This window comes from Streptosporangium sp. NPDC053982 (genome assembly GCF_055585205.1).
The window spans coordinates 69199-85735 of sequence record NZ_JBVJKQ010000007.1 but is presented as its reverse complement, the minus strand read 5'-3'; the positions used below and the strand labels follow the sequence as shown (position 1 = coordinate 85735).

Sequence of the window (16537 nt, the reverse complement as noted above, 5' to 3'; positions counted from 1 at the left end):
CGCGGGGCAGGTCATGGTGGAGGCCTTCATGGGTTCGCGAAGAGGACGGGGCGGGGGCGGGGTCAGCGCGCGGAGCGGGTCCGGCGCGTTCCGCACATGCACATGCCACGACACGACCCTCGGTCCGTCGAGGTCGGGGCGGCACGGCGCGTCGTCTTCACGTGGGCGTCAACACATGCTTTAGAAGCCCTATTCCTGATATTTCATGTGATTCAGGTCACCTTACCAAAGTAGGGTTGACCAGGGAGAACCGGGGATACGGCCTCCCGGGGGGCGTTCCGAGGACCGCGACGGCCTCCCCCGAAGCCGTACGGCGACCACCCGGCGGGGCCGGTGGAGCCGGGCGTCAGGTCTCCCCCGAGACCGCGAGACGCGCCACCGGCTCAGACGTGGCGGTAGGGGTCGCGCAGAGGGACCGCCCGCGCGGCGAAGCCGTCCTTGATCTCCCGCATCCGCGGACCGGGCGCGTAGAAGCGCCCCTTGGTCTCCCCGTACGGCCGCAGCCACCCCCCGGCCGCCAGGTCGCGCAGGTCCCGGGCCGCCTGCCCCTGGCTGAGCGCCTCGTCGGCCTGGTACCGGCTGCGGCGCAGCCGCCGGTTGACGAACACCTCGTAGAGCGCGGAGACGGTCCGCGGGTTCAGGCCGTCGGCGTCGACGCGCTCCTCCAGCATCGTCCACACCTCCCCCGCCTCGGCCAGCCGCCGCCCGACCTGCTGGGCCTGGAGGTGGTGGGCGCGCAGGCAGAACCGCACCCAGGGCAGCATGTCGCCGTGCGGGTTCCACCGGATGTCCCGCCGTGTGCCGGACAGGGCGCGGTAGTAGTCGACCGTGTTCTCCAGGGTGCCCAGCCACTCCTCGATGGAGGAGAACTCCGGGGTGGTGATCTGGTCGCGGCCGAGAACCAGCGTCTGCAGCGCCCGGGACATCCGGCCGTTGCCGTCGCGCCAGGGGTGGATGCTCACCAGGTTGAAGTGGGCCATGGCCGCCCGCACGTAGCTCGGCGCGTCGAGGTCGCCGGAGTTCAGCCAGTCGGTCAGCTCCTCCAGCAGCTCCGGCACCTCCTCGGCGTCCGGGCCCTCGTAGACGACCTCGCCGGTGGCCGTGTTGCGGACGTAGATGCCGCCGGGCCGTACGGCGCCCGGGGTCTTGTCCACGTGGTGGCCGATCATCATGAAGTTGAGCGCGTGGAGCAGGCCGGTGTCGAACCGGAACGCCCTGGCGCGGGAGAGGATCCGGATGTAGGTGAGTGCCTGCTGGTAGCCGGAGATCTCCCTGGCCACCGCGGCGGGGGTCTCCAGCGGATCCTCACCGGCCATGATCGACTCGATGTCCTCGACGCTGGCGCGGTAGCCCTCGATGGAGTTCGAGCCCTGGATGGCCAGGGCCTGGAGGTGGCGCCGGAGTTTCCCGTCCCAGCGGTGGGTCTCCGCGAGGCGGTATTTCAGGTCGCGCCGCATCTCCTCGATCTCGCCGAGGACCTTGTCGTCGATGGCCTCCAGCCGAGGCGTGCCGTACAGCATGCCCCCCATGACAGCATGGACGGATCATCCATTCAAGCGAATGAATGATTTGTCCATTTATGCCCTTCGAGGACCGGCCGGGTCGCCGCGACCGCCCGGAACGGCGGACGGCCCGCCCTCTCGAAAAGGGCGGGCCGTCACGGGTACGGCCGGGCCGCACGCGGCCGGCCGTACCCCGGGCGGCCGGTCGGGCCGCGGGAGGCGGGCCCGGCCGGGTGAACCGGGCCGGGCCCGTGAGCCGGGTCAGGCCGCGGCGCGGTCGGCGACCTTGGCCGGGGTGAGCGCGATCTCCAGGACCTCGCGCACGTCGCTGACCGTGTGGACGGTCAGCTCGTCGCGCACCGCCTGGGGCACGTCGTCCAGGTCGGGCTCGTTGCGGGCCGGGATCAGCACGGTGGTGATGCCCGCCCGGTGGGCGGCCAGCAGCTTCTGCTTGACCCCGCCGATCGGCAGCACCCGGCCGGTGAGGGAGACCTCGCCGGTCATCGCCACGTCGCTCCTGACCTGGCGGCCCGACAGCAGCGAGGCCAGGGCCGTGATCAGGGTGACGCCGGCCGACGGGCCGTCCTTGGGAACGGCGCCGGCGGGGAAGTGGACGTGCACCGAGCGGTCCTTGAGGGAGGACACCGGCAGCTCCAGCTCCGCGCCGCGCGAACGCAGGTAGGACAGGGCGATCCTGGCCGACTCCTTCATGACGTCGCCGAGCTGGCCGGTCAGGGTCAGTCCGGTGTCCCCGGTCTCCGGGTCGGCCAGCGACGCCTCGACGTACAGGACGTCGCCGCCCGCTCCGGTGACCGCCAGGCCGGTGGCCACGCCGGGCACCGCCGTACGCTGGCGGGACTCCGGGAGCGAGGACTCCGGCACGTGCCGCGGGCGGCCCAGGTAGGGGACGAGGTCCTCCACCGTCACCGGCAGCTCCCCGGCGCCGAGCGCGACGTTGGCGGTCACCTTGCGCAGGACCCTGGCGATCGAGCGTTCCAGGGACCGCACGCCGGCCTCCCTGGTGTACTCGCCGGCCAGCCGGCGCAGCGCGTCCTCGCCGATGACGACGTCCTCGGCGGTCAGGCCGGCCTTGTCGAGCTGGCGGGGCAGCAGGTGGTCGCGGGCGATGGCGACCTTCTCGTCCTCGGTGTAGCCGTCGAGGGTGACGATCTCCATGCGGTCCAGCAGCGGGCCGGGGATGGCCTCCAGCACGTTGGCGGTCGCCAGGAACAGCACGTCGGACAGGTCGAGCTCGACCTCCAGGTAGTGGTCGCGGAAGGTGTGGTTCTGCGCCGGGTCGAGGACCTCCAGCAGCGCGGCGGTGGGGTCGCCGCGGTAGTCGGAGCCGACCTTGTCCACCTCGTCGAGCAGCACGACCGGGTTCATCGAGCCGGCCTCGCGGACGGCGCGGACGATCCGGCCGGGCAGCGCGCCGACGTAGGTGCGGCGGTGGCCGCGGATCTCGGCCTCGTCGCGGACGCCGCCGAGGGCGACGCGGACGAACTTGCGGCCCATCGCGCGGGCCACCGACTCACCGAGGGAGGTCTTGCCGACCCCGGGAGGACCGGCCAGCGCCAGTACGGCGCCGCTGCGGCGCCCGCCGACGACCCCGAGCCCCTGGGCGGCGCGGCGGCCGCGGACGGCGAGGTACTCGATGATGCGGTCCTTGACGTCGTCGAGGCCGGTGTGGTCGGCGTCGAGGACGGCGCGGGCCGCGGCGATGTCGTACGAATCCTCGGTCCGGGTGTTCCACGGGATGTCGAGGACGGTGTCGAGCCAGGTGCGGATCCAGCCGGTCTCCGGGGACTGGTCGGAGGTCCGCTCCAGTTTGTCGACCTCCTTCAGCGCGGCCTCGCGCACCTTCTCGGGCAGGTCGGCGGCCTCGACGCGGGCGCGGTAGTCCTCCTCCTCGGTCTCCGGGGAGGAGCCGTTGAGCTCCGACAGCTCCTTGCGGACGGCGGCGAGCTGCTGGCGCAGCAGGAACTCGCGCTGCTGCTTCTCCATGCCCTCCTGGACGTCCTTGCGGATCGTCTCGGCGACGTCGAGCTCGGCGAGGTGCTCGCGCGCCCACTCGACCAGCTTGGCCAGCCGGTCGGCCGGGTCGGCGATCTGGAGGATCTCGGCCTTGCGCTGGGTGCCCAGCCAGGGGGCGTAGCCGGAGCTGTCGGCCAGGACCGACGGGTCGTCCATCTGGTTGACGGCGTCGACGACCTGCCAGGCGCCCCGCTTCTGCAGGATGGTGGTGGTCAGCGCCTTGTACTGCTTGGCCAGCTCGACGGCGCGCTCGCCCGCCGGAACGGCCTCGATGACGGTGGCCTGCACCCACAGCGCGGCGCCGGGTCCGGTCGTGCCGGCGCCGACGCGGACGCGGTCGACGCCGCGCACCACGGCGGCGGGCTCACCTCCGGGCAGCCTGCCGACCTGCTCGATGACGGCCTTGACGCCGACGGAGCCGTAGCGGCCGTCGATGCGGGGAACGAGCAGGACCTGTCCCTTGTTCTCGGTGAGCGCCTGAGCCGCGTCGATCGCGGCCCGGACCTCGGCCTCGGACAGGTCCAGCGGGACCACCATTCCCGGCAGCACGACCTGGTCGTCGAGCGGGAGAACCGGGAGGATCAAGCTCTCACTCATGCGCACTCCAAGGGTTGAGTTACATCGACTCAATTAATGGGAGCGTGGAAATGTTCCCGGGATTGAGTGTGTTCGCCGTGAGCGATCGTAATTCTGTAATCGACGCCTCTGGCGAGTCTCCCGGGAGTCCCGGGGCGGCCGTCGCCGGGGGCTCCGCAGGACTTCGGAAGCCCGAGGACCGCCCGGGCGGTTTCGCGGGACACACCGGGGTCACCCCCGGCGCGGACCTCCCCGGGGATCGCCGCGAAGGGCTTCGGGGAAGGGTCACCCCCGGGAGGTACGCGACGGATCACCCCGGGGCGGGACGACAGCCGTCCGCGATCTCCCTAGGCTGGGCCGGTGCCCCTGCGCGACGCCCTCCCCCGGTTGTCCCGGCCTCTGGTCCGCGCCCTGGTGAAAGGGGAACCCGGTCCGCCGTTCCCCCGATCCCGGCGCCTCCGCCCCCGGCTTCCGCTCTTCCTGGGACTGCTGCCGTTCCGGACCGTCGACCTGGTCCTGGTGGCCGACCTGGGGCTCGCCTGGATCCTGTTCGCCGGCGGCTACTCGCTCCTGCTGACCCTCAACGGCATGCCGCCCCAGCCGGGTGTCCCCACTCCGGGGATCAACGAGAACGTCCTCTTCCTCTGCGCGCTCGTCTCCTCGCTGCCGGTGGCGCTGCGCAACCGGTGGCCGCTGGCGGCCTGGCGACTGGCCACCGGCGGCATGCTTCTGGCCGCCCACTTCATGGACCGGCTGTTCACCCAGCCCTACTCCTCCTCGGGCGTCATCACCTACCTGCTGGTCGTCTACTCGGTGGCGGTGCGCTGCGACCGGGAGACCGTCCTCGGGGCCTGGCTCGTCTCGATGCTCGCCCTGGTCGCGGTCAAGCCCGGCGACCCCCTGATCGCGCTGGGCGCCGTCATGCTCACCGTGACCGCGCTCCTCGGCTACAACGTCCGGACCAGGCGCCTGGCCGCCGGTCGGCTGGCGGAGGAGGAACGGCGCAGCGAACGGGCCCTGGCGGCGCAGGCCGTACTGGAGGAACGGACCAGGATCGCCCGGGAACTGCACGACGTCGTCGCCCACCACATGTCGGTGATCGCCATCCAGGCCGAGGCCACGCCGCTGAAGGCCGCCGGAGACCCCGGGACGCTGGAGGAGGGGCTGCGGGAGATCCGCGCGCTGTCGCTGGCGGCCATGACCGAGATGCGCCGCGTGCTGGGCGTGCTGCGCGACGGCGACGAGCGCGCCGACACCGCGCCGCAACCCGGCCTCGGCCGCCTGGAGGAGCTGATCGCCACCGCGCGCTCCGCCGGGCTCACCGTGACGCTCCGGCTCGGCGGCGACCTGCTGGGGCTGCCCACGACGGTGAGCCTGTCGGCCTACCGGATCGTCCAGGAGGCGCTGAGCAACGCCATGCGCCACGCACCCGGCGCGGCCGTCTCGGTACGGATCACCCGCTCCGGCGACGAGCTGCGCGTCCACGTGGCGAACGGCGCCGGCGGCGGTCGCGAGCGGCCGCCGGGCAACGCCGGGCACGGCCTGCTCGGCATGCGGGAACGGGTCTCCATGATCGGCGGCAGACTGTGGGCCGGGCCGGTCGGCAAGGGCTTCGCGGTCACCGCCATACTGCCGATCATGGAAGACGCGGAGGACGGCGCATGACGATCCGGGTGCTCATCGCCGACGACCAGGGCATGGTGCGGACCGGCTTCACCGTGTTCCTCGGCTCGCAGCCGGACATCGAGGTCGTCGGCGAGGCCGCCGACGGGCGCGAGGCCGTCGCCCGGACGGCCGAGCTGCGGCCGGACGTCGTGCTGATGGACGTGCGGATGCCGGTCATGGACGGCCTGGCCGCCACCCGGGCCATCCTGGAGGCCGACGGCCCGAAGCCGAAGGTGCTGATCCTGACCACCTTCGACCTCGACGACTACGTGTACGAGGCGCTGCGGGCCGGGGCGAGCGGGTTCCTGCTCAAGGACGCCTCCGCCCAGCAGCTCGCCGAGGCGGTCCGGGTCGTCGCCTCCGGCGACGCGCTGCTCGCGCCGTCGGTGACCCGGCGGCTGATCTCGGAGTTCGCCCGGGTCGGGCCGCGCCGCCCGCGTGCCAGGCCGGCCGACATCACCGAGCGCGAGACCGAGGTGCTCACGCTGATCGCCCAGGGCCGCTCCAACCAGGAGATCGCCGGACAGCTCGTGCTGTCGGAGCAGACCGTCAAGACCCACGTGGGCCGCATCCTGGCCAAACTGGGTCTGCGCGACCGCGCCCAGGCGATCGTCTACGCCTACGAGTCGGGCCTGGTCCGTCCCGGCGGCTGACCCCGGGGCCCTTCGCGCGGCCGGACGCCGCCCCGGCAGGGACCTCGTACGGCGAGCGGCCCCCGGGACACCGCGCGCCCGGACACGCCCCCGGCGGGAACCTCGTACGGCGAGCGCCCCCGGGACGCCGCGTGACCGGCCCCGGGGTGACCTCCTCCCCCCACGGGGTGACCGGGCAGGTGAGCGCGGCGGGGTGACGCGGGCGACGGGCCCGGATCCCTAGCGTCCTGTCCGATCCCCCTGTCGGACCGGAGGTCCCATGCCCCGTCGCGCACTCACCGCGGTCGTCGCCGCCGCCCTGGCCTACACGGCCGTCCCCGCCGCCCACGGTGACCGGATCGTCCGCGTCTACGGCGACCTGAGCGCGGCCGAACGCGTCGCGGTCGTCGTCCCCGGATCCGACACCACGGCCGCCAACTTCGACGGCGGCCGGGCCGACCCGTACAGCACGCCGGCGGTCGGGGCCCGGACCGTGCTGGCCGAGGCGCGGGCGCTGGACCCCGGGGCCCGGCTGGCGGTGGTCGCCTGGCTCGGCTACGACAGCCCGGCCACGGAGAGCGTCGGCGCGCTGACCGACCGGGCCGCCCGGAGGGGGGCGGCGGAGCTGCGGCGCTTCCTCGCCGGAACGGGGTTCCGCGGCAAGCGGGTCAGCCTGCTGTGCCACAGTTACGGCTCGGTGGTGTGCGCCCTGGCCGCGCGGGGGTCGGGTGTGGAGAGCGTCGCCGTCTTCGGCAGCCCGGGGCTCGGCGTCTCGTCCGCGGCGGAGCTGGGCGTCCCGCTGTGGGCGGGCAGTGGGAGCGGCGACTGGGTGCGCCGGGTGCCGAAGGTACGGCTGGGACCGCTGGGGTTCGGGCCCGATCCGGCGGGGGCGGGCTTCGGGGCCCGCGTGTTCGCCGCGGGCGGCGTGGGACACAGCGGCTACCTGCACCCCGGCACCGAGTCGCTGCGCAACCTCACCCTGATCGCCCTGGGCCGGACCGGCGAGGTGTCCCGTGGCTAGTCTCGGCGCCGTCGCCGCCCGGATCGAGGCCGCCACCCCGGCCGGCCGGGACCGCGGGGCGGACGCGCTGCGGGCGCTGGCCATCGCCGGGGTGGTCACCGGCCACTGGCTGGTCACGGCGTGGACGCCCGGCCCCGGCGGGACGGTCCGCGTCTCCAGCCCGCTCGCCTGCATGCCCTGGCTGACGCCGGCCTCCTGGGTGCTGCAGACGCTGGCGGTCTTCTTCTTCGTGGGCGGGTACGCGGCGGAGCGGAGCCTGCGGTCGGCCGCCGGATACGGGGCGTGGACACGGGCCAGGATGCGGCGGCTGCTGCGGCCGGTGGGCCCGCCCGTCCTGGTCTGGGCGGGCGCCGCCGCCGGGCTGGCACTGGGCGGCATGCCGGCCGGCTCGGTCAGGTCGCTGGTGCAGCCCACGGCCGGGCCGCTGTGGTTCCTGGCGGTCTTCGCCGCGCTCACCGCGGCCACACCCCTGCTGCGGGCCGCGCCGCTCGCCGTGGCCGGATCGGCCGCCGCCGCCGTGCTCACCACGGACGTGATCCGGTTCGGGCTCGACGGGCCGTCCTGGCCGGGATGGGTGAACGTGGTGGCCGGGTGGCTGGTGCCGTACGCGCTGGGCGTCGCCTGGGCACGCGGGGCGCTCGCCTCGCGCCGGGCGGCGGCGGGCCTGCTGGCGGCGGGCGCGGCCGGGACGGCGGCGCTGGTCGCCTGGGCCGGGTATCCGGCGAGCATGGTCGGCGTCACCGGGGCGAAGGTGTCCAACCTCGGCCCGCCCACGCTCGCCGTGGTCTGCTTCGGGATCGCGCAGACAGGGCTGGCGCTGCTGGTGCGCGAGCCGCTGGCCCGGCTGGCGCGGCGGCCCCGGGTGTGGGCGGCGATCGCGGTGGTGAACCTGTCGGCGATGACCGTCTTCCTGTGGCACCAGACGGTCCTCGCCGGGGCGGCGCTGGCCGCGCTGCGTCTCGGGGGTCTGCCCGGCCTGGTGGAGGCGCCCACCGGGCCGGCCTGGCTGGCGCACCGGCTGGCCTGGCTGCCGCTGCTGGCCGTACTGCTGGTCCTCGTCGCGTCCGTCACCCGTGCGGGCGGACGGTTCCGCGGCGGGAGGACGGCCGGGGGGTGAACGCCCGTGACGGGCGGACCGGGAAGTCGGGTGGTTCCGCGGCGGGCGCGCCGGACCCGGATGATCGGCGCGAGTTTGACGGGTTTGGTGGGCTTTGTGAGGCTGGGTAGCCGATGTCGGCGTAAACCCCCTTCCACCACGGAGTGATACCGATCGAGACACCGTTCTCCGAAGTGCTCAGGAACGCCACCCGGGACGACCACGCCGCGGCCGAGAACCAGGACTATCTCGTCGCGCTCCTGGCCGGCCGGCTCAGCCCGGAGGGCTACGGCGCGATGGTCGCCCAGAACCACTTCGTCCACGCCGCGCTCGACCGCGTCTCCCGGACCCTGGCGGACGATCCGGTCGCCGCGCCGTTCGTCCTGCCGGAGCTGTACCGGGAGGAGGCGTCGGCGCGCGACCTGGAGACGATCCTCGGCCCCGGCTGGCGGACCGCGATCGAACCATCGACGCCGACCCTGGCCCTGGTCGCCCGCATCGACCGGACCGCCGCCTGGCCGGGCGGCTACGTCGCCCACCACTACACCCGCTACCTGGGCGACCTGTCGGGCGGGCAGTTCATCCGGCGGGAGCTGCGGCGGATCTACGGCTACGGGCCGGACGGCGGGGCCGACGCCTACCGCTTCGACGCCGTCGGCAGCATCCCCCGCTTCAGGAAGGAGTACCGCGCCCGGCTGGACGCCCTGCCCGTGGACGAGGACGAGCGGCGGCGGATCGTCCAGGAGGCCAGGCTCGCCTTCCGGCTCACCACCGAGGTGCTGGCCGGCCTCGGCCGCGCGGTCCTCGCCGAACCGGCCGCCTGAACCGCGAGCGCAGATCACCGCAGGCCGGCCCGAGCAGCACCGTGACGACCACCAGCGTCGCAAGCCAGCCGTGGTGCACCACCTCCCAGTTGTCCTCCTGCGGATACAGCCACGGCCAGTACGGACCCCGGGCCGCCAGGCTCACCGAGACGGCCGCGAGCAGGCCGCCCGTCCCGGCGAGACCGGCCACCCTCCCCGAGTGCAGCCGGGCGGCCACCGACGCCGACAGCAGCCCTACCGCGGCGCACACCGCCGCCTCCAGCGCCATCCCCGGCACCCTCAGCTCGTCTCCCGCGCGCAGCCTGGCCACCGCGACCACGCAGGCGGCCGACCAGACCACCCCGGCGCCCAATGCGCCCAGGGCGCAGCGCAGCCCCTGACGCACCCGGCGGGGCACCGGGGTGGCGGCGGTGTCGGCGTCCATCGCGTCGGGCACGGTGAACGCGGCCGCCGCGCCCAGCAGCACCGCCGTCATCCGCAGCAGGGTGAACGCCGTCCCCCACCCCAGACCCGCGCCGGTGTCCACCATCGAGATGATCAGCAGGGACAGGGCGGCGGCGACCGCGAGGGGGGTCCAGTGGGTCGCGCTGAGCACCGGCCGCACCAGGCGGATCACGAGCACGGCGTCCCCCTGACCGGCTCGGGGGCGAAAGCCGGGTGCAGTCCCAGCAGCGGCAGCGCCCGCTCGATCGTCGTGCCCGGCGCAAGCAGCGTGTCCCAGTGCGCCCAGATCCGCTCCCGGGCTCCCGGCGTGGCCAGGAGCTCGCGGGCGTAGCCCAGCTCGGCCGCGCCGTAGCGGGCCGCGCCCAGCGGCGACAGCCGGGTCTCGAACAGCGACCCCCCTATCTGCAGCTCGCTCTCCACGGCAGGCGCCGGCGGCGCGACCTGGCCGAGAAGCCACAGACCCACGACGGTTCTGGCCTGCCCCCGCCCGTCACAGCCCGCACTCGTCCGGGCCTCCAGCCGGGTGAACCGGTTGACCAGCCGGGCGGCGAGCGCCGTGCGGTGAGCGTCCCGCGCGCCGGCCCGCCCCCACATCATGAACGTCCCGATGAACCGCTCGTCGTGATCTTCGGCCATCCACCAGCTGTCGGAGTACTGCCGGACGGCCGGCAGCCGGCCGCGCGCCGCCGGGGGCAGCGCCTCGACGACGGGCTCCACGGCCGAGGCCCACAGCGGGATCCAGGAGACGTACTCGGGGAACGCGCAGTAGGTGACGACGCCCCGCTTCTCGCACCTGCGGGAGTCCGGCCCGAAGTAGCGGTCGCGGACCGGCGCCGGGACGAGCCGCGCGGTGAACTCCGTACCCCGCGTCAGAGGCGGGTTCATCTCCGCCTGTCCCGGGGCGGCGGCGGTCGCGACGGCCCCCGCGGGCACCGCCACCGCCACGGCGGTCACCGCCGCCGCCAGCCGCGCCGGCCGGACCCCGTGCCGCAGCAGGGCCACGGCGGCGAAGAGGACGACGGCCGCGACCAGGTACGGCACGTGCAGACCGGACGGCCGGGCCGGCCAGTCGGGGCCGTGGAACAGCACCACCGGCAGGAACCAGCCGCCGTAGCCACCCTGGTTGCCGTTCAGCCAGGTGAACGCTCCCAGCAGGAAGAGCGCCGCGGGCACCGCGACCGGCCAGGGCGCCCACCTGCCGAGCACCGCGCCCAGCCCCGCGGCGAACGGCACCGCCAGCACCCCCGCCAGCGCCTCGTACGGGTCGAACGTCCCGGCCACCGGCCCCATGGCCAGCCGCGCCGCGAGGTAGAGGCCCATCGTCAGCGCGGCGATCCCGGCGCTCACTGCCACGGCCGCGACCACCGCGGCCGCGGTCCGCTCCGCTGCCCGACCGGGCAGCGGGCCGAGGGACTCGGGCATGCCCTCGCGGGTGTCCCGAGAGACGGCAAGGTGCGCGGCCAGCATGGCGGCGGCGGCGAGCAGCAGCATGGCGCCCGACATGCTCACCGGGTCGACGGTCAGGTCCGGCAGCCACTCACGGACCGCGTACAGCCGCAGGCCCAGGCACAGGGCCGCCGCCCCCCACAGCAGCGGACCGCGCAGCAGCCGGCGCGTCTCGAAGGCCGCCAGCGTCCACATACCGGCGGGGGGCGTCGGCGCCCGCAGACCGCCGGAGGCCGTCAGCGCCCGCGGTCCGGCGGAGAGCCTCACACCGTCACCCCCGCCGCGTCACCGAGGAGGAGCAGGTAGCCGTCCTCGATGGCCGGCTCGGCGGGGACCGCGCCGGCCGGCCGCTCCCCCAGAGTCCGGTAGCGGCCGTCGGCGGTCCGCCAGAACAGCCGCGACGCCGCCGGGGGACGCTCCGAGAGCCACACCTGCCCGGACGCCGCCGTGGCGAGACCCGCCGGGGTCCCCACGAACACGACACGCCCCCCGCGCATCACGACGACCTGCTCGCACAGGGCGGCGACGTCCTCGGTCTGGTGGGTCGACAGTAGCACCGTGCGGCCCTCGCCGAGCCGGGAGACCAGTGCCCGGAAGCGCATCCGCTGCTCGGGGTCCAGCCCGACCGTCGGCTCGTCCAGAACGAGCAGGCCCGGCTCGCCGAGCAGCGCCTGGGCCAGAGCCAGGCGCTGCCGCATGCCCCCGGAGAGCCTGCGGACCTTCGTCGCGGCCCGATCGGACAGGTCCACCTCGGCCAGCACCCGGCGCACCTCCCGGTGACGCTCCCGCCGATCGGTGATCTCCTTCAGGATGGCCACGTAGTCGACCAGCTCGAAGACGGTGAAGTGCGGGTAGGCCCCCGGGTTCTGCGGCAGGTACCCCAGGCGGCGGCGCAGCGCGGTGCGCTGTCCCCGGTCGGCGGGGTCCAGGCCGAACACGCGGATCTCACCGGAGTCGGGGGCCAGCGTCGTGGCCAGGCAGCGCAGCAGGGTGGTCTTGCCCGCGCCGTTCGGGCCGAGCAGCCCGGTCACGCCGAGACCGGCGCCCAGGTCGACCCCGTCGAGGACGGGGGTGGCTCCGTAGCGCTTGGTCAGCGCCCGGACGTCGATGGTCGTGGTCAACGGTGTTCTCCGGGGTCGAGGCGGCGGCGCCGCGCGTACAGCAGGGGAAGGAGCAGGGCGACGGCCGCGCCGTACAGGGTCTGGGCGGGCGGCTGGAAGGGCAGGAACCGGTCGCCGGCGGCCACGCCGCAGACCAGCACCGCGCCCCACCACGCCGCGGCGAGCGCGGCGGCGGCGACGAGCGGCGAGACCCGGGTGGACAGCACCAGCGCGGCCAGGCTCAGCGCCAGCGCGGGCAGCAGCCAGGCCGCGCCGGAGCCGCCCGGCACGGACGGGCGGGGCAGCAGCAGCGCGGCCACGCCGGTCAGGGCGAACGCGACGGCCAGCACCGCCACGGCCCGCAGCAGGAACAGCCGCGGCCCCGACAGCGGGGTGGCGGCCTGCGCCTCGTGGACCGGGTCGACGCGCGGGCCGTAGGCGAACGCGATGCCCAGCAGCGGCAGGACCGGAGCCGCCGCCAGGAACGCCAGCACCGCGTCCGGGTCGCGGACGGCGAGGCGGGCGGAGACGACGGCGAAGGCGAGCACCAGTGTCACCGCGGTCAGCCAGGCGCGGCCGAGCGCCGGGGTGGCCGCCACCAGCCTCGCCAGGTGCCCGGGCACGCCCAGCCGGTGCAGGACCCGCTCGGCGAGCCGCGGCCGGGGCCGTCCCACCACGTCCTCGATCGCCGCCCAGCTCTCCGCCAGCCACTCCCGCTCGTACGGCACCGCCGCGCGGCACCGCCCGCACCGGGTGAGGTGACTCTCCACCGACATCACCTGTGCCGCGTCCAGCCGGCCGGCCACGTAGCCCTCGGTCAGCCCGGCCGGCAGGTGCCACTGCGCGTTCATGCGAGATACCCCTTCACGCCAGATGTCTCCGAAGCTGTGCCTTGGCCCGCATGACGCGGGTCTTCACGGTGCCCTCGGGCACGCCGAGGAGGCGTGCCGCCTCCCTGACGGTCAGCCCGTCCAGGACGGTGGCCTGCAGGGCGGCGCGCAGGTCGGGCGAGAGCCGGGCGATCGCGGCGCCGAGGTCGCCGTGCTCCACGCCGACGAGCACGGCGTCCTCGGCGGATTCGGTGACCAGGCGCGCCTCGCCCGGCCTCACGGAATCCGCCGGACCCGCGAGGTCCGCGAGTTCTGTGAGCCTCGCGGTCCGGGCGGAACCGGCGGCCCCGGCCCGGCGCAGGGCGGAGATCAGCCGGCGGATCGCGATCGTCCAGATCCACGCCGCCGCCTCACCCCCCGCCGCGTCGAAGCGGCGCGCGTCCCGCCAGACGGCCACGAACGTGTCCTGGAGCGCGTCGTCCACCAGGTCCGCGTCGGCGCAACGGCGGGCCAGCCGGGCCCGCAGCCAGGGCGCGTGCCGCTGGTGCAGCAGCCTCAGCGCCTCCACCCGCCCTGCCGCGACGGCCGCCATGAGCTCGGCGTCGTCGCTGTCGGGGCCGGCCGGTGGCGGTTCGCGGCGCCTGGTCCTGAAGAGATCCACATTCCGGTCTATCGCGGGATCCACCGGTTCCGGTTCCGTCCCGGAGGAAATACCGGGCCGGGGAGAACACCGGACCGGCTTCCGTGAGGGCCGGGCCGCTTCCGTGAGGGCCGGGCCGCTTCCGTGAGAGCGGGGCCGCTTCCGTGAGAGCGGGGCCGCTTCCGTGAGAGCGGGGTCGCTTCCGTGAGGGCAGGACCGGCTTTCGTGAGGGCAGGGGCCGATTTCGCGCGGCCGGGAAATGTCGGTGACGGCGGCTAGTTTCCGATCATCCCGACCGCGAGGAGACCGCCGATGTACCGCCAGGGTGACATCCTGATCGTTCCCGTCGACGAGGACGCCGTGCCGCCCGAAGCCAGGACCGCGCCGTCCGCGCCGCGCGACGCCCGGGGCCGCCTGGTCCTGGCGCTGGGCGAGGCCACCGGACACGCCCACGCGGTGGTGGGCCCCGGCACTCTCGTCCGCGGCCCGCGCCCGATGGACCCCGACCACCTGCACCTGCCCGGCGGCGGCCGCGTCGTCCACGAGGAGCACGCCGCGATCCCCCTGCCCAAGGGCTGGTACCGCGTGCAACGCCAGCGCGAGTACGTCCCCGGCGCCTTCCGCGTCGTCGCCGACTGAGGAGCCCCCGAGCATGACCGTCACCACCGAACTCACCGACGTCCTGACCGCCTCCGCACTCCGCTGGGAGGAGGTCGCCTTCCGAGCCGGGCCCGCCGACCGTCCCGAGGCGGAGGCCGGCGTACGGCTGGCCTACCGGGCCGCCGGGCTGGCCGAACCGGAGGAGATCGTCTGGGTCGGCTCCCCCCTCGCCGGCGCCCGGGCCGTCGCCCTGCCCGGCACCGGCCGGTCGGTACGCGACGCGGTGCGGACCGTCCCGTGGCAGCGCGCCAGGGCGGAGGCGCACGCCGCCCTGGGCCCGGCGGACTGGGCGCTGGCCTGGGCCCTCACCGGAGGGCGGCTCTGGGATCCGGTGAACGGGGTGGTGGCCCGGATCCGCCAGGGCGTCGCCTCCGCGGAGGAGTCGCAGACCGCCGCCGCCGCGCTGCGCGCCTCGACCCTGGACGCCGTGCTGGGCCAGCACGACGCGCCGTGGCTGGCGCTGTTCGACGCCCTGGAGCGGCCGGAGACGGAGGGGCTCGCCCGGGTCGCGCGGTCGGCGGGCTGGTGGTGGCCGTTCGAGCGGGTGGCCATCGTGTGCGAGCGCCCCGCCGGACTGCACCGCGACGGGCTGTCGCGCCTGCACCGCGCCGACGGTCCGGCGCTGTCGTTCCCCGACGGGTTCGCCGTGCACGCCTGGGGCGGCATGCCGGTCCCCGCCGGCTTCGCCGCCACCATGGCGGCGCTGACCGTGCAGCGGATCGACGCCGAGGAGAACGCCGAGCTGCGCCGGGTCATGCTGGAGCACTTCGGCTACGACCGCTACCTCGCCGAGTCCGGCGCCGTCCCCGTGCACCGCGACGAGACCGGCGTGCTGTGGCGGATCGTCCTGCCGGACGACGAGCCGGTGACGACGGTCGAGGTGGTCAACTCCACCGCCGAACCCGACGGCACCTTCCGCAGATACTGGTTGCGGGTCCCGCCGTCCACCCGCACCGCCCGCGAGGGCGTGGCCTGGACCTTCGGCATGGCCGAGGCCGACTACCGGCCGGACAGGGAGACCTGAGCCCGCCCGTGTCCCCGGCCGGCGGCACGGGCGCCGGCCCGCTCCTGCGGGAGCGGGCGGATCCCGGCGACGACCGGCGTCACGTCGCGGTGGCCGGGCGGCCTCCTCCGGGTGACCGGACCGGCCGGCGGGACGGCGAGGGCCCCGATCCGGTCTCCGGTCTCAGCCGATATCAGCCGATCCGGCCGTGGAAGGCGGGGATGCGCTCCAGGATCCCCCCGGCGAAGACGTCGTAGAGGCCGGTGGGCTCCAGGTGCACGTAACCGATGTGACAGTCGCACAGGGCCGCCGGGCACGGCCGGGCGCGCGGCCGGAACGTCCCGTCGTAGAGGTTGCCGAGTACCTCCGGGACGAAGTGGCAGCGCCGTACGGTGCCCTCGCCGTCCACCGAGATGACGGTGTCCCCCGTACGGCACGGCCGCCCGGCGCTGCGGTGCGGCGTGCGGCTGTAGGAGAAGAGCGGATCCAGCCGCGTCCACTCGGCCGCCTCTGCGTCGGTGTAGGAGTGCCCCTCGGCGGCGTTGACCCACAGGTAGACCTCGGCGGGCAGGTCGTCACGGAGCCGCCGGGCATGGTCCAGGTGCTCGGGCAGCCCCACGACGCCGACGCTGAAACGGACGCCCATACCGGTCAGCTCGCGGCACCGGCCGAGGAACCGCTCGTGGGCGACCTGCCCGGGGTGGTAGGTGACCCACAGGGCGAGGGTGCCGAGGTCCGCCTCGCCCAGCCAGGCGGTGCGGCAGCTGAGGTTGGTCTGGATGGCGACCCGCCGGACGTGCGGCAGGTGGCTGAGCCCGACCATCGCCCGCCGGTACCACGACCGGACCAGCCCCTCACCCCAGGGGGTGAACAGCACCGAGATGGGGTGGTCGCGCTCCGCCGCCCACCGGGTGAACCGCTCCAGCGCCGCCCGGTCGCGGCGCAGCCGGGCGGGGTCGTCGCGGCGCTTGGCGAACGGGCAGTAGGGGCAGTCGTAGTCGCAGCTGGACAGGGGGCCCCGGTAGAGGACGGTCAGGTGGCCGGCGTCGTGGCCGCGCGCGGCG

The 16537-nt window shown here is 74.9% G+C and carries 15 protein-coding genes; 7 read left to right on the top strand and 8 right to left on the bottom strand.

Features of this window, described 5'->3' with window-relative positions; all coding sequences use genetic code 11:
* Positions 1-383: 383 nt before the first annotated feature.
* Positions 384-1529: a Fic family protein gene (locus ACZ6W9_RS14055; RefSeq protein ID WP_470118010.1), complete on the bottom strand. Its 1146-nt coding sequence runs from the start codon at positions 1527-1529 to the stop codon at positions 384-386.
* 234 nt (positions 1530-1763) lie between these two features.
* Positions 1764-4133, bottom strand: a complete 2370-nt coding sequence (lon, locus tag ACZ6W9_RS14050; RefSeq protein ID WP_470118008.1) for an endopeptidase La — start codon at positions 4131-4133, stop codon at positions 1764-1766.
* A 339-nt stretch (positions 4134-4472) separates the two neighbouring features.
* Here lon and ACZ6W9_RS14045 point away from each other — a divergent pair, with 339 nt between their 5' ends.
* From ACZ6W9_RS14045 to ACZ6W9_RS14025, 5 genes are all read left to right on the top strand, one after another.
* Positions 4473-5777 carry a sensor histidine kinase gene (locus ACZ6W9_RS14045; RefSeq protein WP_470118006.1) on the top strand — a complete coding sequence of 435 codons (1305 nt, stop codon included), beginning with the start codon at positions 4473-4475 and terminating at the stop codon, positions 5775-5777.
* Entirely contained in the window at positions 5774-6430 is a 657-nt protein-coding gene (locus ACZ6W9_RS14040) for a response regulator (RefSeq protein ID WP_389962906.1), read from the top strand. Before ACZ6W9_RS14045 ends, ACZ6W9_RS14040 begins: the two co-directional genes overlap by 4 nt.
* 259 nt (positions 6431-6689) lie before the next feature.
* Positions 6690-7430, top strand: a complete 741-nt coding sequence (locus tag ACZ6W9_RS14035; RefSeq protein WP_389962903.1) for an alpha/beta hydrolase — start codon at positions 6690-6692, stop codon at positions 7428-7430.
* Positions 7423-8547, top strand: coding sequence for an acyltransferase family protein (locus tag ACZ6W9_RS14030; protein ID WP_470118003.1), 1125 nt, complete (start codon positions 7423-7425; stop codon positions 8545-8547). The genes ACZ6W9_RS14035 and ACZ6W9_RS14030 overlap by 8 nt, the downstream gene beginning before the upstream one ends.
* Before the next feature lie 173 nt (positions 8548-8720).
* Entirely contained in the window at positions 8721-9350 is a 630-nt protein-coding gene (locus tag ACZ6W9_RS14025) for a biliverdin-producing heme oxygenase (RefSeq protein ID WP_389962897.1), read from the top strand.
* Here ACZ6W9_RS14025 and ACZ6W9_RS14020 read toward each other — a convergent pair.
* The 5 genes from ACZ6W9_RS14020 to ACZ6W9_RS14000 are packed head-to-tail and all read right to left on the bottom strand — an operon-like array spanning position 9292 to position 13831.
* On the bottom strand, positions 9292-9972 hold the full coding sequence (locus ACZ6W9_RS14020) for a hypothetical protein (protein WP_389962894.1): 681 nt from the start codon (positions 9970-9972) through the stop codon (positions 9292-9294). The two genes, ACZ6W9_RS14025 and ACZ6W9_RS14020, sit on opposite strands and share 59 nt — an antisense overlap.
* Complete coding sequence (locus tag ACZ6W9_RS14015) at positions 9963-11507, bottom strand: hypothetical protein (protein ID WP_470118001.1); 1545 nt, start codon at positions 11505-11507, stop codon at positions 9963-9965. The genes ACZ6W9_RS14020 and ACZ6W9_RS14015 overlap by 10 nt, the downstream gene beginning before the upstream one ends.
* Positions 11504-12361, bottom strand: a complete 858-nt coding sequence (locus tag ACZ6W9_RS14010; RefSeq protein WP_470117999.1) for an ATP-binding cassette domain-containing protein — start codon at positions 12359-12361, stop codon at positions 11504-11506. Before ACZ6W9_RS14010 ends, ACZ6W9_RS14015 begins: the two co-directional genes overlap by 4 nt.
* On the bottom strand, positions 12358-13191 hold the full coding sequence (locus ACZ6W9_RS14005; RefSeq protein WP_389962885.1) for a zf-HC2 domain-containing protein: 834 nt from the start codon (positions 13189-13191) through the stop codon (positions 12358-12360). The genes ACZ6W9_RS14010 and ACZ6W9_RS14005 overlap by 4 nt, the downstream gene beginning before the upstream one ends.
* 13 nt (positions 13192-13204) lie before the next feature.
* On the bottom strand, positions 13205-13831 hold the full coding sequence (locus ACZ6W9_RS14000; RefSeq protein ID WP_389962882.1) for an RNA polymerase sigma factor: 627 nt from the start codon (positions 13829-13831) through the stop codon (positions 13205-13207).
* 291 nt (positions 13832-14122) lie between these two features.
* Here ACZ6W9_RS14000 and ACZ6W9_RS13995 point away from each other — a divergent pair, with 291 nt between their 5' ends.
* Both ACZ6W9_RS13995 and ACZ6W9_RS13990 read left to right on the top strand, forming a co-directional pair.
* Positions 14123-14449: a hypothetical protein gene (locus ACZ6W9_RS13995; protein ID WP_362938161.1), complete on the top strand. Its 327-nt coding sequence runs from the start codon at positions 14123-14125 to the stop codon at positions 14447-14449.
* 13 nt (positions 14450-14462) lie between these two features.
* Positions 14463-15494, top strand: a complete 1032-nt coding sequence (locus ACZ6W9_RS13990; protein ID WP_389962879.1) for a DUF6745 domain-containing protein — start codon at positions 14463-14465, stop codon at positions 15492-15494.
* 172 nt (positions 15495-15666) lie between these two features.
* Here ACZ6W9_RS13990 and ACZ6W9_RS13985 read toward each other — a convergent pair whose 3' ends face one another.
* Positions 15667-16509, bottom strand: a complete 843-nt coding sequence (locus tag ACZ6W9_RS13985; protein ID WP_389963562.1) for an STM4011 family radical SAM protein — start codon at positions 16507-16509, stop codon at positions 15667-15669.
* Positions 16510-16537 lie beyond the last annotated feature (28 nt).